25 protein-coding genes are annotated in these 24,875 nt (G+C 71.2%); 13 read left to right on the top strand and 12 right to left on the bottom strand.

Features of this window, described 5'->3' with window-relative positions; all coding sequences use genetic code 11:
• Positions 1-4 precede the first annotated feature (4 nt).
• The 8 genes from ACZ6X9_RS32890 to ACZ6X9_RS32855 form a co-directional block, all read right to left on the bottom strand.
• Complete coding sequence (locus ACZ6X9_RS32890; RefSeq protein ID WP_469781704.1) at positions 5-1,945, bottom strand: hypothetical protein; 1,941 nt, start codon at positions 1,943-1,945, stop codon at positions 5-7.
• A gap of 378 nt (positions 1,946-2,323) precedes the next feature.
• Complete coding sequence (locus ACZ6X9_RS32885; RefSeq protein ID WP_469781703.1) at positions 2,324-2,893, bottom strand: peptide deformylase; 570 nt, start codon at positions 2,891-2,893, stop codon at positions 2,324-2,326.
• A 263-nt stretch (positions 2,894-3,156) separates the two neighbouring features.
• The gene (gene dnaB / locus ACZ6X9_RS32880) at positions 3,157-4,500 is read right to left on the bottom strand and encodes a replicative DNA helicase (protein ID WP_469781702.1); all 1,344 of its coding nucleotides are present in this window, start codon (positions 4,498-4,500) and stop codon (positions 3,157-3,159) included.
• A 55-nt stretch (positions 4,501-4,555) separates the two neighbouring features.
• The gene (locus ACZ6X9_RS32875; RefSeq protein ID WP_469781701.1) at positions 4,556-5,095 is read right to left on the bottom strand and encodes a DciA family protein; all 540 of its coding nucleotides are present in this window, start codon (positions 5,093-5,095) and stop codon (positions 4,556-4,558) included.
• Between the two features lie 183 nt (positions 5,096-5,278).
• A complete protein-coding gene (locus ACZ6X9_RS32870; protein WP_469781700.1) occupies positions 5,279-6,061 on the bottom strand; it encodes a DciA family protein in 783 nt (260 codons plus the stop codon).
• On the bottom strand, positions 6,058-8,433 hold the full coding sequence (locus tag ACZ6X9_RS32865; RefSeq protein ID WP_469781699.1) for a hypothetical protein: 2,376 nt from the start codon (positions 8,431-8,433) through the stop codon (positions 6,058-6,060). Before ACZ6X9_RS32865 ends, ACZ6X9_RS32870 begins: the two co-directional genes overlap by 4 nt.
• A gap of 1,037 nt (positions 8,434-9,470) precedes the next feature.
• Positions 9,471-9,743 carry a helix-turn-helix domain-containing protein gene (locus ACZ6X9_RS32860; RefSeq protein WP_469781698.1) on the bottom strand — a complete coding sequence of 91 codons (273 nt, stop codon included), beginning with the start codon at positions 9,741-9,743 and terminating at the stop codon, positions 9,471-9,473.
• Positions 9,744-9,925: 182 nt separating this feature from the next.
• Entirely contained in the window at positions 9,926-10,243 is a 318-nt protein-coding gene (locus ACZ6X9_RS32855) for a hypothetical protein (RefSeq protein ID WP_469781697.1), read from the bottom strand.
• A 133-nt stretch (positions 10,244-10,376) separates the two neighbouring features.
• Here ACZ6X9_RS32855 and ACZ6X9_RS32850 point away from each other — a divergent pair, with 133 nt between their 5' ends.
• Positions 10,377-11,024, top strand: coding sequence for an HAD family hydrolase (locus ACZ6X9_RS32850; protein WP_469781696.1), 648 nt, complete (start codon positions 10,377-10,379; stop codon positions 11,022-11,024).
• Positions 11,025-11,028: 4 nt separating this feature from the next.
• Entirely contained in the window at positions 11,029-11,868 is an 840-nt protein-coding gene (locus ACZ6X9_RS32845; protein ID WP_469781695.1) for an NAD(P)-dependent oxidoreductase, read from the top strand.
• A gap of 7 nt (positions 11,869-11,875) precedes the next feature.
• On the opposite strand, the gene ACZ6X9_RS32840 is transcribed toward ACZ6X9_RS32845, so the two are convergent.
• From ACZ6X9_RS32840 to ACZ6X9_RS32825, 4 genes are all read right to left on the bottom strand, one after another.
• A complete protein-coding gene (locus ACZ6X9_RS32840; RefSeq protein WP_469781694.1) occupies positions 11,876-12,439 on the bottom strand; it encodes a phosphotransferase-like protein in 564 nt (187 codons plus the stop codon).
• A complete protein-coding gene (locus ACZ6X9_RS32835) occupies positions 12,436-13,473 on the bottom strand; it encodes a P-loop nucleotide/nucleoside kinase family protein (protein WP_469781693.1) in 1,038 nt (345 codons plus the stop codon). Before ACZ6X9_RS32835 ends, ACZ6X9_RS32840 begins: the two co-directional genes overlap by 4 nt.
• Before the next feature lie 180 nt (positions 13,474-13,653).
• Positions 13,654-14,217: a P-loop nucleotide/nucleoside kinase family protein gene (locus tag ACZ6X9_RS32830; RefSeq protein WP_469781692.1), complete on the bottom strand. Its 564-nt coding sequence runs from the start codon at positions 14,215-14,217 to the stop codon at positions 13,654-13,656.
• On the bottom strand, positions 14,214-14,972 hold the full coding sequence (locus ACZ6X9_RS32825; RefSeq protein WP_469781691.1) for a GntR family transcriptional regulator: 759 nt from the start codon (positions 14,970-14,972) through the stop codon (positions 14,214-14,216). Before ACZ6X9_RS32825 ends, ACZ6X9_RS32830 begins: the two co-directional genes overlap by 4 nt.
• Positions 14,973-15,384: 412 nt before the next feature.
• Between ACZ6X9_RS32825 and ACZ6X9_RS32820 the strand changes: the two genes are divergently transcribed.
• The 11 genes from ACZ6X9_RS32820 (at position 15,385) to ACZ6X9_RS32770 (ending at position 24,869) form a co-directional block, all read left to right on the top strand.
• Positions 15,385-16,167, top strand: coding sequence for a hypothetical protein (locus tag ACZ6X9_RS32820; protein ID WP_469781690.1), 783 nt, complete (start codon positions 15,385-15,387; stop codon positions 16,165-16,167).
• Between the two features lie 141 nt (positions 16,168-16,308).
• Entirely contained in the window at positions 16,309-16,737 is a 429-nt protein-coding gene (locus ACZ6X9_RS32815) for a hypothetical protein (protein ID WP_469781689.1), read from the top strand.
• Positions 16,738-17,012: 275 nt separating this feature from the next.
• Positions 17,013-17,309 (top strand): WhiB family transcriptional regulator, encoded by a 297-nt coding sequence (locus ACZ6X9_RS32810; RefSeq protein ID WP_469781688.1) that lies wholly within the window; start codon positions 17,013-17,015, stop codon positions 17,307-17,309.
• Complete coding sequence (locus ACZ6X9_RS32805) at positions 17,306-17,716, top strand: hypothetical protein (RefSeq protein WP_469781687.1); 411 nt, start codon at positions 17,306-17,308, stop codon at positions 17,714-17,716. The genes ACZ6X9_RS32810 and ACZ6X9_RS32805 overlap by 4 nt, the downstream gene beginning before the upstream one ends.
• Before the next feature lie 91 nt (positions 17,717-17,807).
• Positions 17,808-18,245, top strand: a complete 438-nt coding sequence (locus tag ACZ6X9_RS32800) for a DUF6197 family protein (protein ID WP_469781686.1) — start codon at positions 17,808-17,810, stop codon at positions 18,243-18,245.
• Between the two features lie 103 nt (positions 18,246-18,348).
• The gene (locus ACZ6X9_RS32795) at positions 18,349-18,774 is read left to right on the top strand and encodes a hypothetical protein (protein WP_469781685.1); all 426 of its coding nucleotides are present in this window, start codon (positions 18,349-18,351) and stop codon (positions 18,772-18,774) included.
• A 146-nt stretch (positions 18,775-18,920) separates the two neighbouring features.
• Complete coding sequence (locus tag ACZ6X9_RS32790) at positions 18,921-19,133, top strand: DUF5999 family protein (RefSeq protein WP_469781684.1); 213 nt, start codon at positions 18,921-18,923, stop codon at positions 19,131-19,133.
• A 634-nt stretch (positions 19,134-19,767) separates the two neighbouring features.
• Positions 19,768-21,489 carry a DUF2637 domain-containing protein gene (locus ACZ6X9_RS32785; protein WP_469781683.1) on the top strand — a complete coding sequence of 574 codons (1,722 nt, stop codon included), beginning with the start codon at positions 19,768-19,770 and terminating at the stop codon, positions 21,487-21,489.
• Positions 21,490-21,640: 151 nt separating this feature from the next.
• The gene (locus ACZ6X9_RS32780; protein ID WP_469781682.1) at positions 21,641-22,153 is read left to right on the top strand and encodes a hypothetical protein; all 513 of its coding nucleotides are present in this window, start codon (positions 21,641-21,643) and stop codon (positions 22,151-22,153) included.
• A 3-nt stretch (positions 22,154-22,156) separates the two neighbouring features.
• Positions 22,157-22,357, top strand: coding sequence for a hypothetical protein (locus tag ACZ6X9_RS32775; protein ID WP_469781681.1), 201 nt, complete (start codon positions 22,157-22,159; stop codon positions 22,355-22,357).
• A 1,252-nt stretch (positions 22,358-23,609) separates the two neighbouring features.
• Positions 23,610-24,869, top strand: coding sequence for a hypothetical protein (locus tag ACZ6X9_RS32770; protein WP_469781680.1), 1,260 nt, complete (start codon positions 23,610-23,612; stop codon positions 24,867-24,869).
• Positions 24,870-24,875 lie beyond the last annotated feature (6 nt).

The raw sequence follows: 24,875 nt of genomic DNA, 5'->3' as shown, positions 1-24,875 counted from the left end.
GCGGTCAGCGATGGCGCCAGAGCTGATGGAGCTGCAGCACCTCTGTCTGCCACCACGACCGCGCGGCCTCCGGGCTGGGGGAAGGGTCCCGGTCCAGCCGGCAGGCCAGCCGCTGGTAGACCTGCCGCGAGCGCGAGCCGGTCTCGTTCACCGCGATCAGCGAGGACAGCAAAGGCTCGTTTGGCGGCGTGCGCTGGTCCACCTCCACGAGCACCTCGACCTGGTCATCCGGCTGCAAAGAGGGCAGCGCGGAACCGAGCTGACGACGAAGCTGGGACCAGGAGGTGGTCGCCCGCTCCCGGGCGGCTTTCTTCAGCGCACCCCGCACGGCTGCGGCAACCTCCGCGATCTTCTGCGGCTCCAGGCCACCACGGGTTTCGGGCCTGCCTTTCTTCCGCTCCCGGGGCCCTTCGGTGACGGCGGCGAGGTGCGAAACGGGCTGCTTTCCGACTGAGGCCAGGTCGGGCGCCGGGAGCGTGGCCTTGGAGGGCGTCTTCTCGGCGCGGCCCGTGCCTTCGGCCGCCGCGGACTCGGTCTTCTTCGCCGGCGCTTTGGCGGGGGGTTGCAGGGGCCGTGCGCGTTCCATCCAGCCGGCGATTTCCTGGCGCTGCTGCCGTGTCACGAGGGGGCCGGCTGCGGCTGCTGCTCTGGAGAGGGCGGCGACCAGCCGGACCACCTCGTGACCCGGCATGCCGTTGGCCAGTTGCCGTAAGTCCTCGAGGAGATCCAGCACCCGGCGGTGTGCCGCCGACTGTTTGCCCATCGAGCGGGGCCTTTGAGAGCCCGATTGCTGCGGGGCGTAGCGGCTGGGGATCCGGGAGAACTTCGGTCCGCGCACCGGCGGCGCCGAGTCCCGGTGCTCCCAGCGGGCGGACCGCTTGAGGTCGTCCAGGAAGGCCGCCGCCGCGCTGGCGATGGCGTCCTCTTCCCGGCTGCGGTCCTGCCCGGCCGTGGCGTCGGCACGGGCCAACAGTACGGGCACGTCGCGCGTCCTGCGGTCGGCAATCGCCTGCCGCAGCTCGCCGAACAGGGAGCGCCGCTGTTGAGCGAGGCGTTCCAGGCGTTGTGACAGCCACGCGCGGGACTCTTCCAGGGCGGCGGCCGCGGCCTGGTCGCACTCGGGGAGGCCGGATCGTTCCAGGCGGCGACACAGCGATTGCACGGTGTCCATGGACTCTGTCCGCCGGGCGTCGGCGAGCTGGTGGACGAGCTCCTCGCTCGTTGGCCGCTCCGCCGTGCCGGAGAGGGCGCCGATGCCGGTTGTGTGGCCGAGGGCGCGGGGTGCGGGGGTGCGGCGTGAGTGGATGATCCGCTCGACGGCCGGGGTCCGCAGTCCTTCGGCCGTCATCACGCAGTCGGCGAGGGCGAACCACTCGGTCTCCCGGGCGAACGCCTCGGTGCCTATGCGGACTCGGCGTGCGGTGCCGACGCTGTCGAAGCGGACCCGGTGGACGTACCACCGGCGCACCAGCGTCTCGTCGTCCACCGGCACCGACAGTCCCAGCACCGGTTCGGTGTTCTCGTCGTCCCACGCCGGCGCCACGGCGGTGTCCAGGTGCACGCGCAGTGCGCCGCCGCCGTGCTCGAGGACGATGTCGACGACCGAGCCGACCGGGACGCCGCCGGGCCGGGCGTAGTGGAAGGAGGCCCGCAGGCCCCGTTCCTCCAGCCAGGAGGCGGCGGCGGACTTCATGTACAGGTGGTCGGCGCTGGAGACACCCCTGGCCTGCCGCCCGCACAGGTGGGGCAGGCCTGAGGGGTCGGGGTGATGGGCGAAGTGGCAGACGCGGTCGGTGTAGAGCTTCGTGGTGAGCCGGCCTCCGCAACCGCCCAGCAGTTGCCCGCACCAAAATGTGTCATGTTCGTGGCGGCGCCGGAAGGCGTCCACCTCGATCGCCTCCATGGGCAGGATCAACGGCTCCTCGGAACCGGCACTGCCCAACACCGCGGTCTGAATACGCCGCCGATCCCGCACGAGCCCCCCAGCCCCTTGTGGATCTCGCCATCCTGCCACTACCGGTGCGCGCTGCGAAGGCACTACCCGAGCCGGGCCATCGTCACGCCGGCAGGGTGCCGTCGCCGGCCGTCCCGGAGGATGGGCAGGGTGCTCCCGACCCCGTCCGGTGCAGCGCGGCGTCGCCGTGGCCTCGCGACGTGTCGGCCAGTTCGGGGGAGACCGCTGCCCAGTGCTCGCGCAGGGTCGCGCCGGCCGTCGGGAGGTCCCAGGCGTTCGACGACCAGCGCCGCCAGTGCGCCGGCCAGGTTCAGTGGTTGGTGCCCGTCGCGGCGGGCCGGTGCGGCGACGCGGGGCCGGGCTGAAGAGCTACTGGTCGTACGCCCACGCGCTGCCGGTCTGCCGGTACTCCTCCACGGGGATCGGCTCGACACCGGCCCGCATACGGGCCGTGTACAGCAGGCCGTCGAGGTGATCGATTTCGTGGGCGACGAGCCGGGCGAGGCCGCGCTCGTACGCCGTGGTCACCTCGGTGCCGTCGAGCTCGGTGGTCACCACCGTGATCGTCAGGGGGCGGGGGACCATGCCGCGGACGTCGAAGAAGCTCAAGCAGCCCTCGAACTGCTCGTCCATCTCCTGGGAGCGGGCGGTGATGCGCGGGTTGAGCAGGACGATCGCCGCGTTGGCGGGGTCGGCGGGCTGGACGACGGCCGCTGCCCGGCCGATACCAAGCTGTGGGGCCGCGATGCCCATGCCCTTGGCGAAGGGGTGCACGCGCGCGATCCGCTCCATCGCCGTGAACAGCGTCTCGACGGTCTGCTCGGCGGTGTCCTTCTCGGCGGGAAGGTCGAAGGGCCGGGCGGCCTCGGCGAGGACGGGGGCGCCGTACTGCACGACGCCGAGGTCTCGCATCTGCTCGCTGGGCCGCACCGTTGTCACGTCAGCTCCCTGTCGCTCGTCTGGGGTTCGGGCCGGGCCGCTCGGAGTTTCCATTCGAGACGGTACCGGGCGGCCGCGGGCGGCCGGAGCCCGTCAGCACCGCACACCTTCACCTCGGGCATTCTGAAGTCATTTCGTGCTGGCTCCCAGGGGCGACGACCAGGATGAGGCCTTGGACATGTATGCCGCGCGGTTCGCCGTCGAGGAGGCTCAGGAGCTCGCGGAGGGGCCGCAGGATCCGGCGAGCTTCGGGGGAAGCCGGGCTATCCCAGAGCCACGTCGACGAAGCGTCCGTAATGCCCCTGGTGGGCGACAGTGAGGATGGCTGTGGGGCCGTAGCGGTGCTTGGCGACGATGAGGTCGGCTTCGCCGGCGCGAAGGGAGTCCTTCTCGTACGCGTCGTCGCGGTGGAGAAGGATGACGAGGTCGGCGTTGTCCTCCAGGGCTCCGGAGTCGCGGAGGTCGCTGAGGAGGGGTCGTTTGTCGGTGCGTTGTTCGGGCCCGCGGTTGAGGTGGGAGACGGCGATGATGGGGATGTCGAGTTCCTTGGCGAGGTGTTTGAGGCCGCGGGCGATCTCGGAGACCTCTTCGTAGCGGGAGCCGAGAGGCCGGGGGCCGTAGTTGAGCAGATGCAGGTCGTCGATGGCGATGAGCCGAAGGCCGTGCTGGCGGTGGAGACGGCGGCAGTGGGCTCGCAGCTCGGTGAAGGTTCCGTAGGGATGATCTTGCAGGTGAAGGGGTGCGCCGGCGACGTCGGGGAGGCGTTTGGCCAGGCGCTGCCATGCGTCTTCGGACATGCGGCCGGAGCGCAGGTGATGCAGGGCGACGCGGGCCTCGGCGCTCAACAGGCGCAGGGCGATGTCGGTCCGGCGGGATTCCAGCGTGAACAGGGCCGTGGGGAGGTCGTGCTGGATGGCTGCGCAGCGCAGGAAGTTCAGGACGAGGGTGGAGGTGCCCATGGCGGGGCGGCCGGCGATGACGACGAGCTGGCCGGGGTAGAGGCCCCCGGTCAGGGCGTCGAGGTCTTGGAAGCCGGTGGGGATCCCGGTGGGGTCGGTGCGGCTGCTGGCGGCCTCGACTTCGTCCAGGGCTCCTTCCAGGACGTCGGCCAGCGGGTAGGAGGGCGGGATGCGGGTGCGGTCGCGTAGCGTCGCCGCGTAGACCTCGGCGTGGGCTGTGTCGATGACCTGGTCGAGGCTGTCCGGGGTGGCTTCGGCGACGAGGTTGTCGATGTGGGCGGTGGCGACCTGAAGGCGCCGCAGCACGGCTGTGGCTCGGACGCGTTCGGCGGCCTCGGTCCAGGTGCCCGGGGCGGCGGGGGCGGCGGCGAGGGTGTGGAGGTACACGGAGCCTCCGGCGTCGGCGAGCTGCTCCTGTTTGGCGAGTGCGGCGCCGACGCTGGTGGGGTCCGCAGTCTCGCCGCGGGCGTAGACGGCCAGGGCGGCGGTGTAGATCAGCGCGTGCCCGGGACGGTAGAAGTCTTCCTCGGCCAGGAGCTCCGCGACGTCGGCGAGGGCTTCGGGGGACCGGAGCATGGCGCGCAAGACGGCCTTCTCCGCGGGAAGGTCGTGGGGCGGGCTCACCGGCCCGGACTCGGTTTCCGCCACGGCTCGCTCCCCCGTTCCTCTGCTGTGGTGGGCCGCTGTGCGGCAGCACCCCGGGTCAGCCTAGCGAGGGGGAAGCAGGCGGCGCCCCCGGTCCGGCAGCTTCGCCCCTCGCGGCTCGGGCCCGGTCCAGAGCCGCGGCCCGCACGACATCCGAGCGTCGTGGGGCCGCCTCGGGCCCGTAAACCCCGGTGAACAGGTGCGCTGGTTCCCGGGGCACGCACCTGTCATGTCGACGGAACGCGGCCAGGACACCCGGTTCCCGCACGATAACGGGCGCGCGCGATGGGGCGGGCTCCGCCTGGGCGGGCGTCAGAATCCGCAGAGCTCGGATCACATCGGCGTCGAGACGGCCGTTCACCTGCTCGATCAGCCGCTTGGCGAGGAGCCGCCCTTGGGTGGCCCAGGCGGGCGACGCTCCCTGGAGGATAAGGGTGTTGGTGACCGGGTCGAAGCCGATGGCGGTCAGGCCCGCAGCGAGGCGCTCCCCGGCCAGCACAGACCACTGGGCCACCACCGGGTGGACCTCGGGCACGGGCCAGCCGTACTCGGCGGCCGCCTCGAGGAGCACGGCGCTCAGCAGGGCGGACTGTGGCAAGTCCGCCGGATGCGCCCGACGCCGGGCGGGGGCGGGTTGCTGACGGCGAGCGGCCTGTCGGGCGTGCCGCAGGGCGATCCGTGCGAGATCGCCCTCAGCTCGCCAGGGCCTCCCGGGCTGGTCGGCATCGGTCACCCTGCACTCCTTCCGGTTGCCCGTCAGCCCCCCTTGAGGCGGGGATCTTCAGTCTGCCGTGGGCCGTTGTGAGGCGGGATCGGTTCCTCTCCTGGCTGCACGTTCTGCGCGGGCGCGGGTGAGGGCCAGGCGGTGGCTGTCGCCTATGGTGTCGGACGGCCGGGTGCTGGCCGCCGACTCGTCGGCGAAGGCCTGCTTCCGCTGCCGCCGCAGCGCCGCGGTCTGCCGTTCGTAGGCCGCCGCGACGGCCGGATCCCGCTCCGCGCCGGTGGGCTTGGCGGCCAGGTGCGCGGCGAGGGCGCGACGGTAGCCGGCCGAGGTGCTCTCCCGGGTCTTCACTGGCCCAGCGGTCACGGCGGCGGTCGGCGCAGCAGGACCGAGAGGGGCGCTGGCCGGTGGTGTGCCGGGCGGCAGGATGCGCAGCGCCCGGACGACGGTCCGGCCGGCCGAGGTGTTGGCGGCCTCGATGATGCGGGTCTGCTCCAGGCGCGTCTTCGTGGCCCAGGCGGCCGAGTCCGGTTGCACGGTGAGCTGGCCCGAGGCGGCGTCGTAGCCGACGGCCGCGACGTGCTCGGCCAGTTCGGGGGCGATCACTGTCCACCGCTCGCGCAGGGTCGCGCCGGCCGTCGGGACTTCCCAGGCCCGTTCGACGACCAGCGCCGCCAGTGCGCCGGCCAGGTTCATCGGATCGCGCCCGTCGCGGCGGGCCGGTGCGGCGGCGCGGTGCCTGGGCTGGAGAGGGCGGCCGCCGTTGCGGCGGGCGGCTTGCCGTGCGGCGCGGAGCGCGACACGGGCGAAGTCCACGCCTTCCGATCGCGGGGTATGGGTCATCGGGCCACCTCCGCGGCCTCTGCGGCGAGTTCCTGGATCCGGTGGCGGGCGCACACGCTGCGGGTCGGCAGCGCCTGCCGGCCGCACGGCCCGCCGCGGGGGTCCCGGCCCGAGCAGCGCAACGGCTGATCCTCGGCGGCGAGGGCCGCGGGCGCCTGGAGGATGGCCGGGGTGGCGGCTTCCTCGCGGCAGGGCGTGCACCGGCCGTCCTCGAGGGCCCTGCCGACCATCAGGATCCGGACTCCGCAGTCGCCGCAGACGCCGCGCGGCGGGCCGGCGGTCACCCGCTGCTGAGGCACGGCCGGGGCGTCCCGGTCGACCGCGTCGTCCGGCCCGCACTCGGCGTACCGCCCCGAAGAGCCCGGGCGGGCGCCGTGCTCGGGGCACAGGCCCTGCGCGCTGCGCCGGGCACGCTGGCGGGAGGCGGCCTGGTCCCGTTCGACCGCGTCAGCGGCTGTCTCCGGCACGGTGGCCGGGCGCGGCCCGGGCAGGTCCGGCAGCACGAGCGGGCCCCCGAAGACCTCGGGCGCCGGATACGCGGCGTCGGCGCGGGCTGCGGCGACGGCGGCGGCCCGGGCTGCCCGGACCTCCTCCCACCGGCGGACCGACTCCCACTCGCGGATCTTCGCCCACGTCTGGGCCGTCACGGTCTTGTGCACCCGCCGGGCGATGGCCGCGCGGCGCTCGGTCGGCGAGGCGTGCGGCATCTCCTCCTCGACGGCGGCCGCGGCCGCCTGGCGTTGAGCCCTGCGGTCGGCCCGCCGGTCTTCGCAGAAGGGACACTGCTGGCCGGAGTCGAGGAGCGTGCCGTCGTCACACCGCACCTCGCCGCACCGCTGACGCTGCGGCAGGCCCCGACGGATCAGCCACCCCACCGGGTCCTGGATCGGCCTGCCGAGGCGCATCTGCTCCTCCAGGCGGCGGGTGAGCCGGTCCGCGAGCACCTGCGGCGCGTCCGACGGGCCGACGAAGCCACGCAGCCGGGCCAACTCCCGACGGGCCGCGCTCTCCACCAGGCAGCGTGCGGGCTGGCGTTCGAGCCGCGCCCACACCAGGTCCACCGGGGCCAGAACGGCCCGCAGGTCAGGCGGCGGCAGAGGAACCCTCCCCCGTTGCCACCCGACCCGGCCCGCACTGCCCTCGAGCCGCACCGAAGTGCCGACCGCCGACCTGCGGCCGCCCTCCACGCCTTCGACGACCGGGGACTTCTTCGGCTGTTCCCCGCGAAGCGGGCCGTCCTCGCGCACGCACGCGCGGTCCGGCCGACGGCCTTCAGCTCCACGGCCTTCGCCGGAAAACCCACCAGAGAGAGCGGGGGAAGGGACAGGAGGAACCAGGTGAGGGTGATCAGTGTGAAGGGTTGCCGCAACGTCGGGCTCTGCAACACCTGCCTCATCCATCACCAATACACCGCTGACCTGCGACTCCTCCTCCGGCCCCGGAGCCTCATCAGGCCCTGCCGCAACGTCGGGGTCTGAAAACTCGGGCATCAGGGCCTCCGTACGGTCCTCCTGGAGGTCGTCGGCGACCGTACGGCCGTGCGCGGCGGCGACCGCCGGCACCACCAGCCGGGACCGGTTCGGCATGCCCGAGCCCGTCTTCAGCCGCACCCGCAGCACCAACTCCCGGGCCTCAAGACGCTCCAGCACCCGCTCCCCCGCCGACGCCGAGCAGCCCAGCAGCCGGGCCACCGTCGCCGCCGCACGGCCGCGCTTGGTGTCCACCGTCCCGCCGCACTGCCGCACCCGCCCGGACTCCCGCGCCTCCAGCACCAGCAGCAGCAGCGCCAGCCGATCTGTCGCCGCGCCCCGACCGGTACGCGTACCGATCAGACCAGCCGGGGTCACCGAGCCGTCCCGGTGCGTCCAGCCCGGCGCCATCACGGCCTCCAGCAGCCGCAGCAGCGTGGCGTACTCCTTCTTCGCGAGACTCAGCGGGTGCCCGACAACGTCCTGCGCCGCCCACAGCGGCAGCACCCGGCACTTCAGGCCGCCGTCCTGGCCGTACTCGCCCTCCGCCGTCTCCACCGACACCACGCCCGAGCGGCGCAGCACCGGCACCACGTTGGAGGCCGTGTACGACGCGGACAGCCCGAGCCACCGCCCGAGCTCACGGGTGCGGATCTCCACGACACCGGTCTCCGACGGCGTCCGCGACGCCAGCACCAGCACCGCCAGGCGCACCGCGTCGGAGGCGCCGTCCAGGCCGGCCAGGTCCAGCAGCGAGCGCACCGCGCCACCCAGACGGGCGCGGGCGTCCCGCCCGAGCGACAGCGGATGTCCCGCGGACCGCTCCGGGACGGGCCCGGCCGGCACGGACAACTCCGTACGGGGGCGCGCGAACGCGGCGGCCGGTGCCGCCAGGGCGCTCATCGGCCCACCGCCCCGACAGGAGCGGCGGGAGCGGCGGGAGCCACCAGGGCCGAAGCCATCTGTGTCGTCATCAGGCCGGTGTACACGCCAAAGCGGACACCCCCCTTTCGAGGCAGAACGCGCGCTTCCTCATCCATCTCATCCATCCGCCGACCCTGCACGGCAGGACCCGTGGACAGAGTCCGCTCAGCGCCGATCACCCCCGGCGCTCCCGCACGGCGCGCGAAAACCTCCGGTTCCCTCCCGTCACACGGGCTCGGGATGACGCTCTCGTGTGCGCCGCCGTCGACGAAGTTGTCGACGAACTCCTGCGGCGTGTGGTTCAGCGGGACGGCCGACGCTCCCGCGGCGCTCATCGCGCGCCGCCGATGGAGACGACGGTGCGAGGAAACCAAGCGGAGATCATCATGGCGTGAGCCTGCGGGCCCCGCCCTGTGGACCGAGATCGCGCGAGATCCAGGTTCTCCGCAGGTGGCCGAGCGACGGCGAGCCGCGACTGGTCGCGATGGATTCTGGTCGGAGACCGGAGGGCCGCCGCCCGAGGGCAGGCCGTGTGCGGTCGATCGAGTGTTCCGAGTTGGCGCTGGTTCGCCGTCGAGTGATCACTCGACGGGCGGAGATGTGACGTACACAAAGTCGCAATCCGCGCCAAACGGACACGCCGGGGCTGACAGGCCCCCAAGGGGTAGTGCAAAATGGCAGCGCTCCTTCGAGTTCGGAGGTACGCGAAAGCCGCCCTTACGGGGTGGCTGGTTCTGGTGGAACCGATAGTTGAACTGTTCGAAGCCGGGTGGCACCGGGTCGAACAGCCCCTCCGGGGAGAGCCGTGGCAGGCTCGACCGGAGAACCGAGGGGCGCTGAGTGGTGAGTGGCATCACGAGCTCAGCCCCGGGCGGCTAGAAATCCCGCATCAGCGGGTGCCGCCTCGCGTCGTCTACGACATCTCAGCCTCCCCCGTCAGGGGTGAGGTGTATCCGTGACCAGACTGGCCTGAGCGCGCTGTGGTGGCGGTGCGCAACGGTGTGGTGGGTGAGGGCCTATTCGGCATGCGCTCCCCCACCGTTGCGTGCGGCGTCGGGAAACTGCTCGGCCAAACGCCGGAGTAGGTGCGCGTACGCCTGAAGATGCGGTTTCCGAGGGTGGGTCTGGCCTGACTCCCAGCGCGTGACAGCCAGCCTCTTGACGCCGATCGCTTGGGCAACGTCGTTCTGAGACAGGCCGGCGGCGAGCCGAAGTCGCTGACGGACTTCCAGAGACGGCAGGCGATCACGTTCCAACAAAGCGTCAATCCGCTGGATCGGATCGGTCATCAGGAGTCCCCTCACCCTTACATGCGATACCGCGAAAGATACCGTATCGAGGAGGCCGCCGCGATCATCGAAGGATGTGGCACGCCGACGAAGCCTGCGCGCAGGAAAATATGATGAATGGTAGGAAAGTCGGCACATTAGTGGGCTGCATACAGGGGCATACCCCGGCAGGAGACGGCCCCTCACTGGAAGTAGTCGGGGACCGCCCACTCGAAGTCGTGCCGCCCCGGGTGCCCGGAGAACAAGGTGCACACCTCGGAGTTGACCGCTCCTGGAGCGGTCTCCGCAGGGCAGATTGCCTGCGGCACGACATCGCGGCGACCGGTCGGGCTGTCCCATCGGACCCACCACGTCACGGCCTCGCCGTTGGTCAGTCGGCCGGCCCCCACAGGCTTCGAGAAGTCCCCGAGCACGGCGTGCGGTCCCTGGTGCCCGGACTCCAGCTCGTACTGCAATTCCGTCTCGAATGATGCCGAGCCGTGTGGAATCTCCGAGAGCAATCGCACCTCCCGCTCCGACAACGTGATCGGCTCCGAACACCGCCGCGGTCTGTTCACCCATCCCCTCCTCCGAGCTGGCGGAGTACGACACCGCGCGACCACAGGCGCACCGGACCCAATACAGTTCCTGCCCGTGACCCGACTCGCCCTCTTCGACCTGGACGGAACGCTCGTCGACCGTCAGACCGCCGTCAGCGACGCCGTCACCGCCCTGTGCCGCGCACACGACTTCAACGCCATCATTGAGCAGCGGCTGCGCACCGAGCTGACCGACCGCGCGAACCCCAGCGACTTTGCCCGGGTGCGCGTCACCTTCAACCTGCAGGAGTCCGCCACCCATCTGTGGCAGGAGTACGTCGAGCTGATGACCGCCTCCATCACCTGCCGACCGGAGGTTCTCGAGGGCCTGGTGCAACTGCGCGCGGCCGCGTGGACCATCGGCATCGTCACCAACGGCGCCAGCGACATCCAGCGCCTCAAGCTCGCTGCGGCCGGCCTCGCCGACCTGGTCCACGGGGTCGCAGTCTCCGACGATCTGGAGATCCGCAAGCCGGACCGGCGCCTGTACGAACTTGCGGCTCGCCGCTGCGGCCGAAGCTTGGCCCACGGCGGCTGGATGACCGGCGACCAGCCGGCCGGAGACATTGGGGGTGGCCGCGAGGCTGGCCTGAGCACCATCTGGGTACGCGGCCGTCCGTGGCCCGACGGCCTTTCCCCCGCGCACCACGCCGTCGACGACGTCACCGACGCCATCGCCATCCTGCTCAATGAAACGGATTAGCACCGTGCACCAACCCGCCGTCGGCATCCTCCATCCCGGCAGCATGGGCGCTGCCATTGCCGCCTGCGCCGCGACGAACGCGGCCGCAGTCCTGTGGTGCGCGCAGGGGCGCAGCCCCGCATCCGCAGCGCGTGCCAGGCAGTTCGGATTGACGCCCGTACCCACGCTGCCGGACCTACTGGATCGCAGCGACATCGTCATCAGCCTCTGCCCACCAGCCGCCGCCGAGGATCTGGCCCGCGACGTCGCCGAGCACGGCTTCACCGGGGTGTACGTAGAGGCCAACGCCATCAACCCCGAACGAACGAAACGGATCACCGGGCTGCTCGGGTCGGCCATGACCGTCGTGGACGGCGGAGTCGTCGGCTCCCCGCCCGTGCGCGGTAAGACCCCGACGCTATACCTGTCCGGCCCGGCCGTCGCGACCGCCCGGATCGAGGCCCTCTTCGCCAGGACCGCCGTGCGGACGAAGGCGCTGGGTACCGAGATCGGCCAGGCATCCGCCTTGAAACTCTCGTATGCCGCCTTCCAGAAGACCAGCCGCGTACTTGTTGCGCTGGCCGTCGGGTTGGCGCGCGAGCACGGCGTCGACCAGGAGCTCATCGAGGTCGCCTCAAAGCGCACCGACTCGTATCTCTCCGAGCCCGAGTACGTTGCCAAGGCCGCCGCGCGCGCCTGGCGCTGGGGACCGGAGCTTGAGGAGGCCGCCGACGCGCTCGGGACCGCCGGCCTTCCGCCGGAGATGTTGCGCGCGGCCGCGTCCACGCTGGCACGGTGGCACGACGCCAAGGACGACGGTGAGCTCACGCTCACCGAAGCCCTGGACCGGCTCGCCCAGCCGTAGCCCGCGCTCATGCCGTCGCCGCCCGCCGCACCAGCATCTGATCGATGAGCCGCGCCGCCTCCTGCGGCGACACCGACGTGGTGTCCACGGTCAGGTCCCAGGTCATGCTCGGATGCGCGTCCAGGTCCTCCCGGGTCGCGTCCCACGCCGCCAACCGTGCCGTGGTGTCGCTGTCGCCCCGGCCTGCGGAGCGCTCCGCAGTCACCTCGCGCGGGCACCACAGCAGCACGACCGACCAGGCCGCCGGGTAGCCGTCGACCAGGGCCCGGACGCCGTCGACCTGCCCGAGGTGCACCACCGGCACCCCGGTCGCGAACGCCGCGTCCAGGCCGGGCACGTCGATGACGTACGTGTTGCCATAGCGGGTGTTCGCGTAGACGACTCCGCCCGCGGCCTCCAGCTCGCGCAGATGCTCCGCCGTGCCCATCCGGTAGCCGAAGGATTTGCCCGAGCCGACCTTGAGCCGCGCGAACTGCCCGTACCGCTCGTCGAGCTGAGCGAGTGCCGCAGTCACGGTGTCCTTGCCCGCCGCCGGTGGGCCGTACAGGACGACTCCCTTCAGCCGGCTCACGCGTACATCACCCCCATCGCCTGCCGGGCCTGATCCGCGAGGGTCACCGCAGTACCCAGCCGGTTATCGACCACCAGGTGTGGGACGGCCGGGCGCAGCTCAAGATCAATCGTGGACATGTACTCATCCCACCGGGCGAGCTTCCAGGCGTCGCGGGCCGCCGAGCGGAACCCTATGTACTCTTTCATCGACCCCTCGTCACAGCGCACCCAAACTGGGAAGACGTCGACCCCAAGAGCGGCCGCCCGGTTGGCCAGACGCTGCATCCAGGCCGGATCTGTCATCTCCGAGATGAAAGGTGCCGTCAGCACAGTGGAGATGCCGCACCTGATGTTCGCCATGGCGGACTGCATCAGGCAGTCGTACTCCACCGGGCGAACCTGGCTCCGATAGAGGTCGGTATGCCTGTCGTTCGCATCACCTCCCAGCGCGATCAGCAACTTCTCCACCAGCGGGCGAGTGAGCGGGTCCTTGTCGAGCAGCGGCCAGCCGGTGAGCTGAACGAAGAACCGGGCCAATTCGGTTTTCCCACTGCCGGCGAAGCCGCCGACCAAGATGAGGGCGGGACGGTGCGGGTCACCGCCGGTACGCCTCCTCTTCCAGGCGTCGATGATCCGCTGCTGCAACGCGAAGTGGTCGGCGTCGCCGCTGCCGGGCGTGATGCGGTGAATCGCCCGTTCGACAGCGAGGACATGGGCACCGTTGAGGTGGTCGTCCATGGGCGTGATCTTGAAAGACGTCTCCTCGCCCGGCAAGGCGGCCCGAAAGCCCAGGTCGGGCTCGGTGGCCCGGTACAGGAGGCAGTAGGCGCGCCGGTAGTGCGGGCCCGGGTACACCTCGCCCTGCTCGTGCTGCCACAAGGTCTGGGGATTTGCGGCTGGGATGCCTTTGAGCGCGGCCTTCTCCGCGACCTCGCGGAGTCGCTCGCCAGCCTTCTCGAGGGAGAGGCCGTGGGCCTCGCGTTGCTCGCGCAGCTTGTCCGGCCGCCACCCTGCACGGTGTTTCCCCACCCTGATCCCCTCCATCGCCGTCATGGTCGCGAGCCTAGGACTACGCCTCGAAATCCCGTGTGTACGTAGATGTTGAAAACCCGTGAACGACGATGCGTACGAGCTTCGACAAAGCGCTGTGATGTTGTGAATCAACTCCCGCGAGTTTGATGGTCCCCGTAAGACGGTTACCGAGCGTCGGGCGAGGCGAGTGGGAGGTAGGAGTCAATGTCGACGACCACCGGGGTGCGTGCGGCGGAGCCCGGCCAGGATCTTCTCCGGGTGACCGTCGTACACGATGTGCGGCTCATCGGCGGTCGGCGGAGCGAAACGGCCTGCATGCCGCAGCAGATCTTCCTCGCTGAACTCGATGCTGTTCGCGTCGACGAGCGAGTTCTGGTTGCGTTTCTGGATCCGGTCCCAGCGCACCTCATGCGGTACGGGCAGGTAGATCAGAACGGGCTCACCGCCGGCCTTCATCACCGTCGCTGTCCACTGGGTCCGCTCTTCTCGGGTCCAGAACCCATGGTCGACCACCACGTCGCGGCCGGCCCCCATGAGCTCTTGGAGCTCAAGGGCGACGTCCTTGAGTACGGGTGCCTCCCTAACTCTAAATTCGCCGCGGGGAAAATCCCGGCCGTAGTGGCCGTAGCGGCGGAACATCTCCTCGTCGGGGCAGAGGCGACGGAAGCCCACCTCCTCCAAGGCACGAGCAAGCGTGGTCTTCCCGGATCCCTGCAGACCCGCCAGGAGTATCGCGCGAGGTACGGTGACCGATCGGCCGGTCATCGCAGGACCTCCGACGTGGTTCGCCGGGTGCGGCCGGGGGCGCCTAGGTCGACGCCGTACTCAAGCAACTCACCGTCAGCGTCCAGGAACCTCGCGGTCAGCACGAGAATTGCCGCAACGGTGTCGGGCTCCTGTTCCAGGAGCTCGAGGTCGCGCGCCGTGGCGATGCGAGCCGTCTCCTCGTCCACGCGCTGCGCGACATGGCGCCCGGTGGCCCGAGCGATCAAGTCCAGCGAAAGCCCGCCCTTAAGCCGCTCACTCCGTGCCAATTCCGGGATCACCTGGGCAAACTCGGCGGGGATCCAAGACGTCGAGTGGGAGACGAGGCCATGCGCGTCTCGGTATACACGGCTTCGGCGGATCACTGAGTCGCCAGGCGAAACCCCGAGCACGTGGGCCACGTCCTCAGGAGCCTCAACTATGTCGGCGGTGTGGCCGGACGACCTCTCTCCGACCCCCCACGACGACTGCGTCTTGCTGCTGCGGTCGTGGCGCTCGGCTCCGGAGGACAGCGAGATCGGGCTTGCCATCACCTCCGTTCCCACGCCCGGGATGCCCTGCACGAGCTTTTCCTCGCGAAGCACCCTCATCGCCCGGTCGGCAGTGGCCGTGCTGACTTCCCACTCGCTGGCCAGCATTTTGATGCTGGGCAACAGGTCGCCTGGCGCAAGCTCCCCGGAGCTGATCAGGTTGCGGTAGTGGCCCGCGATGCGTGCGTACGGCGGCCGATTGTCGGCTCGGGGTGCCCCGGGCATCTACCTTCGCCTCCTTCAACTCCGTCTAGGTGCCTCACTATACCGCTTGACACCTGAGGGTACCTCAGGCAACCTGATGTATGTAAGGCGTCGGTGACCCTCTGGGAGCACCGCGTAAGCACCACCGCCGTCTTCTATCGGGGCCGCGCCGCAGCACGGCCCCGGTGGTGGGCGCCGGACTGCCGGCACCCCGCACTACCGCAGGAAGCCCCTTCCCCGTATGGGGAGGGCCGGGGTCGATAGCGCCACCAAATCCCCCGGACCAGTCCCCTGGCTGGTGTGGCTCCCGCATGCACGTCGCAGCGCAGATGCGCTGTCCGTTCGTCAGGATGCCCGGGACTGACCCGTGCGGCCTGGCGGGCGGAGAGAGCACCGTGACGCGCCTCTTCCCTCCGACCATGAGGAGTCCCCCATGGCGACCACGACGTTCGCGATGCCGACGGCCCGAAAGCGCCGCCGCAAGACGCGAACCCCGAACGTCAACCACCGTCCGCCGATCATCGCCTCCGAGCTCAAGGCCCACCAGCTCGATCTGGCCCCCGGCAAGGAGCACTTGGTCTGCCCCGACTGCTCCACCTGGGTCCCGATCACCGGCATGCTGGGCACGCCGAAATTGGTGCCCCACCACACCGGTCGCGCCGGCGCTGCTGAACCGCATCGCTGCACGGCTGGCAGCAACCGCCAGGTCAACATCGACGTGGCGGTCGACGCCTGGCGCACGAAGCTGGTCGAGGCGGTTCCGACCACCGTCTCGCGCCGCGCCACCAAGGTGCTGCCGAAGCCGAAGGTGGTGCCTGCCCCGGCTGTCAGCCAGATCCAGCCCGCCCCGCTCAGTGTGGAACAGGTCCGCCAGGTGTTCCGGCGACACCAGCAGCAGTGCCCGGCCTGCAGGCGCGAGGCCGTCGGCCACGACGGACAGCCGCTGCCCTGCCGCGATGGTGAGCGGCTGGCTGGCACCTTCCTCCGGCTGTACCGCCAGGAGCCCAAGCGCCAGGCCGCCCGCGCCCGGGAGCGTCAGCGCTTCGACCGCCGGTACGCCGCAGCGGCCCCCGTGAAGCGGACGTCCGAGTGGGCCGCGGTGCTCCCGAAGGTGAAGGACGCTGACGCCCGGCGCGCGCAACTGCCCGCAGGTGAGGCGCCGCTGGAGACCCTCGTGCCGCTGACCACGCTCCACCCGCAGCACCCGGCGCGCTGAACCTACTTACGAACGATCACGGCCGGCCACCCCCGCTCGCGAGGGTGGCCGGCCGTGGCTGCTCGTACGGCAGTCAGCAGCCCCCCGGAGTAGCACCTCCGGGGGGCTGATCTCACGCCACTGGACCCTCGGGAGGCCCAGATGAACGCCAGCATCGCACATCCGCGGCCCGCGCCCGCGGCCGTACCCGACCCCAGCGTCCTCGAGGCCCTGCGCCGCGTCATCGCCACGGAGATCGGCCCACGCCGCCCCGGCGCCATCTATCAGAACCAGGACGGCGCGTTCGAGGTGGTCGCGCTCATCCGGGACGCCCAGCGCGCCCGCGAGTTGCTGAAGCGTCGGTGCGCCCAGTGGGCGCTGATCGTGAAGGACGTGCTCCGGCCGGGGGCCGAGCCCTTCGCGGTCGGCTCGGTGTGGACCACCGCCGATCGTCTCGTCCGCGAAGGAGCCGCCCAAGCGTGCGGTACCTGCGGTGGGGCCAAGGGCTGGTTGGTCGACACCAGCAGCGACGGTGTCTGCCGGCAGACCTGGAAGACCTGTGACACCTGTGGCGGGACCGGGAGCGCCTGATGACCGGCGTCGGGCTGACGGACGAGGAGCGCGAGGCGCTGTCTCAGAAGGTTGCCGAGCAGAACAAGTGGTCGTCGAACCGGCCCTGGTAACGCTTTACGACCGGCTGCCACCGCGTCAACCAGCTCACTTTGCACCGCTCCGCGCTTTCGCTCTGTGTCGGGCGGGGGCGCGGAGACCGTCGTGACAGACCCCCTGCTGTGGCCGGGCGGCTGCAGCAGATTCACCAGCCCCGAGGTCATCTCCTTGCGGCTGCCCGTTTCTGGGAGGCCCCCATGCACTACCTGGTACGGACCTACGCCTACAACCCCCTCAGCACGGCCGTCGCAGAAAAGCCGCGACCGGCCTGCGCGGACGAGGACCCCGAACTGTTCTTCCCCATCGGCAACACCGGCCCCGCCTTGATGCAGATCCAGGAGGCCAAGGCCGTGTGCTGTCGGTGCCCCCTGTTGGAAAGCTGCCTCCAGGACGCCCTGGACCGCAACGAACTGGGCGTGTGGGGCGGCCTGTCCGAGGACGAGCGGCGCGCGCTGAAGCGCCGCGCCGCCCGCAAGGCGAAGGGGGCAGCATGACCACCACCCCCAAGAAGCACCCGACGGAGGAGGCCAGCGCGGTCGCTCTGCTCGTGCCGATGCGCGAAGGCGGCCGCATCGCCGTCCGGGTCCGCCGCACCATCGTCGGCGGCCTGTTCGTCCACCGGGCGGTCGGCCAACCCGGCTGGCGGCTGACGCACCACTCTGGCCTGGCCCTCGCCGCCGTCACACACGAGTGGCAGGGCGCGCTGGTCGCCGCCCTCCTGGCGGGCGTCACCGACTGGACCCGAGGTCCGGCCGAGCTGCGTGCGGACGTCGCTGCCCTCATTGAGGACGTCGACGGCGCCGTACGGCAGGCCGGCGGCGAGCTGCTCTTGACCCCGGGTGGCGAGGCTGAGCGGCTGCTGGACGTCCGCTCTCCGCGGTCGGTGTCCCCGGTCACCTGACTGCCGGTTGCCTGATCCGCCCGACCGCCGCTCCCCCGGGGCGGCCGGGCGGTGACGGGAGCCGGACAGCCCGGCCACCAAGGAGGCCACCATGGCGGCACCGCCCTCGCACCAGCCCGGCATCCCGGTCGACATCACCTTTCAGCACATGCTCAGCAAGTTCAGCGACGCTGCGCAGTGGGTCGGCCCCAGCGGGCGTTCGGTCCCCGGGACGGCCGTCGGCCGACACCTCGAGGCCGCTATGCGCCTCGTGGCCAGCCACGGCCGGGCGGTTCAGCGTGACGCCCCGCCGCCCAGCCGTCGCTTTCTCGACGCGTTGGTCAAGGTCCGCGGTGAAAGCGGGGACACCGACGTCCCGGCCGTCGCCGAAGTCGTCGTCCAGATCTTGCTGCAGTTCGTCACCGGCGTTCCGCACGTGGACGTCGAGGCGTGGAGCCGGCGCCCTGACCGCACAGTGTCCGAACTGCTCGCCGTTCTGTCGGCGGCCGCCAGTTTCGCGCGTAGGTACGGTCCTCCGACCGCTGCCTGACTGCCGGTTGCCTGATCCGTCCGTCCTCCCCGCTCCCCCGCGGCGGCCAGGCGGTGACGGGGAGCCGGACAACAGGATCCTCACCTTCGACCCGGAGAACCCCATGCTTCGTCACACCGCCGCCCCCGACGTCACCGAGACGGTCGTCGAGTCCATCCGCAGCCACCGTCGCCACCTCGCCAGCGGCACCCGGTACATCAGCTACTACGACACCGACAAGAAGGTCGTGGGCCGCTTCGGCGCCCTGGCCGACGCGGTTGTCGAAGTCGAGCTGCTCATCACGTTCAACAAGTGCTTCAACAGGACGACTCGTAGCGACGAGAACAACGTCGCGTTCGCCGCACTCGCCCGGTGCACCGGCCACGGCTGCACCGACCCGCGGCATGAGCTGCCGTTCACGGACGTGTTCCTGCTGGACGCCGACGCCGATGAATCCGCTGAGGCCGCGCTGCCGGTGGTTGCCGCAGCCCGGGGCTGGGCACAGATGCACGCCGAGCGCTGCCGAGCGCTGCCGTACGACGGCCGCTGACCCTCGCCGCCTCCACTCGCCGGGAGCAGCAGGCGACTTCCCGACCAACCACGGCACCCTTCACCAGGCCGACGGCCCGACCGGGACCGTCGGCCTCTCCCTATCGCCCGGGCAAAGCCCGGGCGCCCGTCTCCGTAGGAGAGGCCATGCGCCGAGGTACCCCGCTCACATGCCCGCACACGCCGACGTGCCCGCCGGCCACCAGCTCAGACCACGAGGCCGCTCACACCATCGTCGCCCACCCAGAGCAGGGCTGGAGCCTGCTGTGCAACGGCGTCCTGTTGTTCGATGACACCGGCGAGTTGCTCCCCGACGGCAAGGCCATCGCCCCGCGCCGGCTCCTCGCGATCGCGGCCTGACTGCCGGCTGCCGGATCCGCCCGCACCGACCGCTGCACGACGGCGGCCGGGACGGGCGGTGAACGGGAGCCGGAAAGCCCGGCCACAGAAGAACGGGGGCACCGTCGCCAGGGAGCACGGGCTCGACACCTCGGACTGGCTGGTCCACCTCGCCGAGGACTACGCGCACCCCCTCCCCCAGTACCGCATTGTCCGCAACGGCACCGTCAGGTACGGCGACGCCACCCCGCTGGTCGTTTCGGCGAGGCATCTGATCGAGGCCCCAGCGCGAGCGGCTGCGCGAGGTCACCGACCTCGCTGGCGCCGAACACGCGAACTGTCACGGCAAAACGCCCACTTCGGCATCACCACCGCCGACCTCCGCCGGCACGGCGCGCGATTCCCCGAGAGCTGATTTCGTTCCCGCCCGGCGGGAGCGGCAGGCAGTTTCGGGCCCGCCCCGCAACGCTCCCCCGCACCGGCCGCCCGCCTCTCGGGAGGCCGGCCTTTCCGCGTGCCCGGAGCGGGTAGTGCCGGTGCCAGTTTCGTGATCAACCGACCGCACCGGCCGCCGTTTCGGGAACGCCCCTCCGCGTTTCGGGAGCACCGGCCGCCGTTTCGCCCCCGCCCTGAACGACCTCTTCCGGAGGCCCCCATGACGATCACCGACATGCCGCAGACCGCGGCTCCCGACACCCCTGCTTCGCACCCGCCGGGCCTCGCTTCGCGCGCACCCGAGAAGGCTTCGGGTACGCCCCGGAGCGCTTCGAGCCCGGACAAGCGGAAGACGATCAAGCCCACTCGCGACCGGCTGATGACCGCCCTGTCCCTCGTCGCCGCCGGCGGCGGGACGCTGGTCGGCGTCATCGGCTTCGCGATGTCCTACAGCACCCTGGCCAAGGTCGCCCTGAGCTGGGGATTCAGCAAGGAACTGGCCCCCTGGTTCCCGGTCGGCGTCGACGCCAGCATCATCGCGTTCCTCGCCCTGGACCTGTACCTGATCCGCAAGGGCACCCCGTGGCCGCTCCTGCGGATGGCCGCGCACGCCATGACGGGTGCGACGATCTGGTTCAACGCCAGCTCACAAGGCCACGTCGGCACCGACCCGGTGCAGGCCGCCAGCCACGGCGTCATGCCGCTCCTGTTCGTGATCGGCGTCGAGGCCGCCCGCCGCCTGATCATCCAAAAGGCCAGGCTGGAGGCGGGAACGGTCACCGACCGGATCCCGCTGCACCGCTGGATTCTCTCCCCCGTCGCCACGCCGGTCTTCTACCGCCGGATGCGGCTGCACAACGTCACCTCGTACCCGGAGATGATCCGGCGCCAGCAGGAGCTCATCGGCTACGAGCAGTGGCTCAAGCGCAAGTACGACGGCGACCTTGGCAAGGCCACCGAGGACGAACTGCTGCCGATGAAGATGGCCGCCCACGGCTACACCGTCGCGCAGGCCCTCGCGATGCCTGAGCAGCAGGAACGCCAGGCGGAGCAGCGGGCGGAGGAGGCCGAGCGCCGGCGCCTGGACGCGGAGACGCGCCGCGAGCTTGCGCGCAAGCAGGCGGAGGCCGACCGGCTGGAGGCGGAGGGCAAGCTGGAAGCCGTCCGCGCCCGGGTGGAGGGCGAGACCGGCCAGGCCCGCGCACACGCCCGAGCCCAGGTCAGCGCCGCTGAGCGGGCCGCTGAGCTGGAGGCGGCCGCGCTGGAGACGGCCGTTATCGCCGAAGCCCGCGCCCGCGAGGCGGAGGCGGAGCGCAAGGAGGCCCAGGAGCGCGAGGCCAAGGCCGCCGCGGACGTCCGCGCGGCGGAGCTGGAGCGCCAGGCGGCGGAGAAGCGGAGGCTGGCGGCGGAGGCCGACCGGGTCGCCGCGGCGGAGGCTCAGGCCATCGAGACGGCAGAGATCGCGGAGGCCCGGCAGCGTGCCGCCGAAGCCGATCGGGCCGCCGCCGAAACTGAGCGGGCCGCTGCCGAAACCCGCCGCCGCGCCGCCGAAGCCGACCGGCTCGCGGCGGAGGAGAACGAGCGCAAGGCGACCGCCGACGCCAACACACAGGCGGCCCGCAAGCGTGAAGCCGAAACCGAGTACGCCGCTGCCGAAAGGCGGCTCGCCGCCGCCGAAGTCGAGCGGCGCGCGGTCGAAATCGAGGACGCCGCCAAGCTGACGCCGCGCGAGCGGGCGGTCCGCAAGGTCGCGCGCATGGCACTCGCGGCCGGCGCGGTGTTCGTCGGCCTCGACGCCGAGGGGATCCACCGCGAGCTGTGCCGGGTCGTCACGATCGCCGACGTCCAGCACGCGTTCGACGTGTCGTCCACCGACACCGCCTCCAAGTACCGCCAGGAGGCCGTCGCGCTCATCGCCAGCGGATACCGCCCGAAGCAGTGACCTGCACCACCGAGCGGTTCGACGGTTCCACCGGCCCCCGAGACGAAGGAAGCGCCTCGGGGGCGCGGTGAAGGCGCCGAAACGCCGCGCCACAGCCTTCCACCCGGCTGTCCTCTGCACATCCCCACCGAGACCTGGAGGTCCTTTTCGCATGTCCGAGAACGCACGGTGGACTTCCGACCACCTGATGAAGCCGGGCGGCACGGCCCTGTACGGCGCCCAGCAGCGCGAGCGGCTGCGGCAGATGGCCGACGAGGTCGGGGTGCTGCTCCGCGAGTATCGGGCGGACCTGGAGAGCATCAAGTTCGACGGGGACAAGCCCTTCGAGGCCCGGATCCGCGCCTTTCTCGCGTCGCGTCCGCTGGCGCAGCTTGAAAGCGACCTTCGGGACGCCGTGAAGCACGCCGGAAAACTCGACGTCGAATACCAGCGGCGCTATGTCGAGCTGCCGGAAAAGCGTAAGGAGAAGGCGGAGAAGAAGGAGTTGGAGAAAGCCAGGAAGAAGGGCTTGAGCGCCGCCCGCGCGGTCAACACTGCCGGGCAGCTCAACGGTCTCTCGCAGGCCCTCACCGAGTCGACCGGCGACGGGAAGGGGGTAGCGAATAAGGCGGGCTCGGGCGACGGCGACCATACCTTCCTGGACTTTTTGGAAAAGAGGGCCTGACAAGTGGCTGCCCCGCTCTCCAAGGGCCAGGAGGCGCGCTGGAACAAGCGTCTGGCGGAGACCACCACGAACCGGTCGCGGGCGACCGCGCTGTGGGATCTGGCCCGCCTCCTGGCCGGCGCCGACGACAGGGCATGGGCCGACCTGGTCCTGCTGCTCCAGGGGTGGACCCAGAAGCAGCAGGGCCGGGGTCCCGGCTCGTAACGCTCCGCGCTCACCACTGTTCATCATCACCGCTTCACTCCGTGAATCGCGGGGTCGCAACACGCGCGCCTATACGCGCGCGTGAGGCGCTCCTGATTCGTGGCCCTGAGTGACTGATCGAAGGAGACGGCCGATGGCCGACGACGACGCCGGGGGGACCGTCCTCGGCTTCCCCGGCGGGCTCACGATCCCGGGCCCGGTGGGCAGCGGCCCGCCGCCGCCCGGAGCCGCGGCTCCCGCCCTGACCGCCCTGCCCGACCTGGCACCCCCACCCTCCCTGCTGGTGGCCGGAGATGCCGACGTCGGCGGCGGGAGTACGACGACCACACACGCGGACCCGGGAATGCCGGATGCCCCGGAAGGGCCGGGAATCGCCGCCATGTCGGTGGTGATGATGGCCGGTATTACCGTCGCCGCAATGCGTGGAGCATGGAATGCGGCTGCTTATCTGAAAGCGCGTCACGAACATCATCGGGCGATTGCAGATCAGCAGCGAGCGACGGCTGATAAAGCCGCGATCGGGGTCGAAGTGGCTCGGCAGAAAAGCCGCTTGCAGTCCGGTCCGGAATTCGGGCGGAGTGCCCGTACGGCTGGCGGCGGAGGGGGTCGGACAAGCCCCGTAAAGAATTCCACGCCGGGTACATTTCGTTCCTCCGGCGGTTCCAAGGCGCCGGGCGGCCCTGGATCCAAGGCGCCCAGCAAGGGGTCTGGTGGCGCCTCTGGTGGCCGTACAGGCGTACTGGGTGCTGGCGGACGGGGAAGCGCCAGCGGGGGGCGCAGAGGCGCCCTGGAGCCTTCCGGGGCAAAGGGCGGCGGAAAGACTGGAACGGGGGGCGGAAAAGCCCCCGTAACCGGGACGAAGAACGGCTCCGGCGGTCCGGGAGCCGTTCGCGACCGTGCCGCCGACCGGATCCGCAACAACCCCAGGCCGGGGGGCGGAAAGCGCGGCACCGCCACCCTCGGCACCTCCGGCAAGCCCGGGGCAGGCGGCGGCTCCACTCCGCCCTCCGGCTCAAGGGCGGGCCGCGGGCCCGGGGCGAAGACGGGCATCTCCGGTCCGAAGACCGGCACATCCACGAGGGGTGCGTCCGGGACGAAGACCGGGACGTCCGGAACGGGCACATCCGGGGCGAAGACCGGCACGTCCAAGACCGGCACAACCGGGACGAAGACGCGGACCTCGGGGACGGGCGCGGGCGGCAAGGGGCGGGTCACGCTGCCGGAGGCGGTGGCGAAGGAATCAGCGCGGCGGTTGAACCGGCGCCGCAAGCAGTTGCCCCTGCCCGTCCTGTCCACGGCCGGCAAGCGCAAGAAGGGCAGAGGGAAGCCGAGCAGCGGCGGCCCCAGCCCCAAGCCCAAGGGCAAGGGACGAGTCACGCTGTCGGCGGCCATCGCGGCGGAATCGGCGCGGCGGCTGAAGAAACGACGCAAGCGGCTGGACCCCCCGGTCCTGACCGCAGTGTCGAAGGGCAAGGGCAAGAAGAGCGCGAAGCCCACCCCGGCCAGGCCGACGCCGACGACGACGCCCAAGATCGACCTGACCAAGAAACCCAAGCCCGGGTCCTCCAGCGTGGGCGGCACGGCGGCGCCGAAGGTCGACCTCACGAAGAGGGCCAAGCCGAAGCCGGGTACGGGCGGTGCAGCCACCCCCGGCGGCTCGGCTCCGCAAGTGAACCTTCGCAAGAAGGTCAAGCTCACCAAGAAGCCGCGCAAGCCCGGGGCGGGCCCGGCCGCCGGATCCGCCGGCGCCACGGGCCAGGCCGGGGCGAAGCCGACCGGGCCGAGCACGGGGCCGAAGACGAAGGCCGACAAGCGCCGTTCCCGTCGCGGCTGGTGGGAGCGGGCGAGTGCCCGCCGCTCCGGCCGCCCGACTCCCGACCCGTCCAGCTCCACCAGCTCCGGCCCCACGCCGGGGCCGGGCGCAGCAGCGGGCGGAGGGTTCGGCCCACCTCCGGGCTGGGGCTACGCCGACGGCACGACGATCACCGTCGAGCAGGTCGGCGGCCAGCTTTGGGAGGCGCGCCGGCGTGAGGCCCGCCGACGAGCCGGTGTCCCCGCCGGGGCAATTCCCGCAACACGGACAGGAGGAACCGGAGTGACCGTGCCCGTCCCGGCGAAGGCGCCGAGCACCCAGTACGCGGACAGCGACCTGACGATCTACGACGTCATCGACTCGGACGCCGACATGGCGGAGGAGATCATGGCGGGCGTCGATGAAGCCCGCGCCGCCGCCGAGGGCTGCGAGAAGATGATGACCCGGCTGGAAGCCCTCCACCAGAAGATCGTCGAGCTCAAGGTGCCCGGCGTCCTCGAGGGCTGGTTGCTGAACCTCGCGGAGAAGGCCATCAGCGTGAAGGCCAAGGCGGAGGCCCTGGCGGAGAAACTGCCCGCCGCCTCCGAGGCCATCCGCACCGCCGGCGAGAACGCCGAACGCCGCCACAAGCCGCTCGCCGACACCGTCCGCGACGCCGGACACGCCGCCCCCGCTGAGCGCGACTACCACGTCGAATAGGAGAAC

The sequence above is a fragment of the Streptomyces sp. NPDC052910 genome (genome assembly GCF_055585605.1).
This window is presented reverse-complemented; position numbering and strand designations above follow the sequence as displayed.

Coding starts and splice junctions, on each gene's coding strand:
- ACZ6X9_RS32815 (WP_469781689.1), top strand. CDS start 16,309: ATGAACGCCAGCATCGCACATCCGCGGCCCGCGCCCGCGGCCGTACCC.
- ACZ6X9_RS32795 (WP_469781685.1), top strand. CDS start 18,349: ATGCTTCGTCACACCGCCGCCCCCGACGTCACCGAGACGGTCGTCGAG.
- ACZ6X9_RS32865 (WP_469781699.1), bottom strand. CDS start 8,433: ATGAGCGCCCTGGCGGCACCGGCCGCCGCGTTCGCGCGCCCCCGTACG.
- ACZ6X9_RS32835 (WP_469781693.1), bottom strand. CDS start 13,473: ATGACGGCGATGGAGGGGATCAGGGTGGGGAAACACCGTGCAGGGTGG.
- ACZ6X9_RS32800 (WP_469781686.1), top strand. CDS start 17,808: ATGGCGGCACCGCCCTCGCACCAGCCCGGCATCCCGGTCGACATCACC.
- ACZ6X9_RS32780 (WP_469781682.1), top strand. CDS start 21,641: ATGTCCGAGAACGCACGGTGGACTTCCGACCACCTGATGAAGCCGGGC.
- ACZ6X9_RS32825 (WP_469781691.1), bottom strand. CDS start 14,972: ATGCCCGGGGCACCCCGAGCCGACAATCGGCCGCCGTACGCACGCATC.
- ACZ6X9_RS32830 (WP_469781692.1), bottom strand. CDS start 14,217: ATGACCGGCCGATCGGTCACCGTACCTCGCGCGATACTCCTGGCGGGT.
- ACZ6X9_RS32805 (WP_469781687.1), top strand. CDS start 17,306: ATGACCACCACCCCCAAGAAGCACCCGACGGAGGAGGCCAGCGCGGTC.
- ACZ6X9_RS32810 (WP_469781688.1), top strand. CDS start 17,013: ATGCACTACCTGGTACGGACCTACGCCTACAACCCCCTCAGCACGGCC.
- ACZ6X9_RS32860 (WP_469781698.1), bottom strand. CDS start 9,743: ATGACCGATCCGATCCAGCGGATTGACGCTTTGTTGGAACGTGATCGC.
- ACZ6X9_RS32785 (WP_469781683.1), top strand. CDS start 19,768: ATGACGATCACCGACATGCCGCAGACCGCGGCTCCCGACACCCCTGCT.
- ACZ6X9_RS32790 (WP_469781684.1), top strand. CDS start 18,921: ATGCGCCGAGGTACCCCGCTCACATGCCCGCACACGCCGACGTGCCCG.
- ACZ6X9_RS32820 (WP_469781690.1), top strand. CDS start 15,385: ATGGCGACCACGACGTTCGCGATGCCGACGGCCCGAAAGCGCCGCCGC.
- ACZ6X9_RS32870 (WP_469781700.1), bottom strand. CDS start 6,061: ATGACCCATACCCCGCGATCGGAAGGCGTGGACTTCGCCCGTGTCGCG.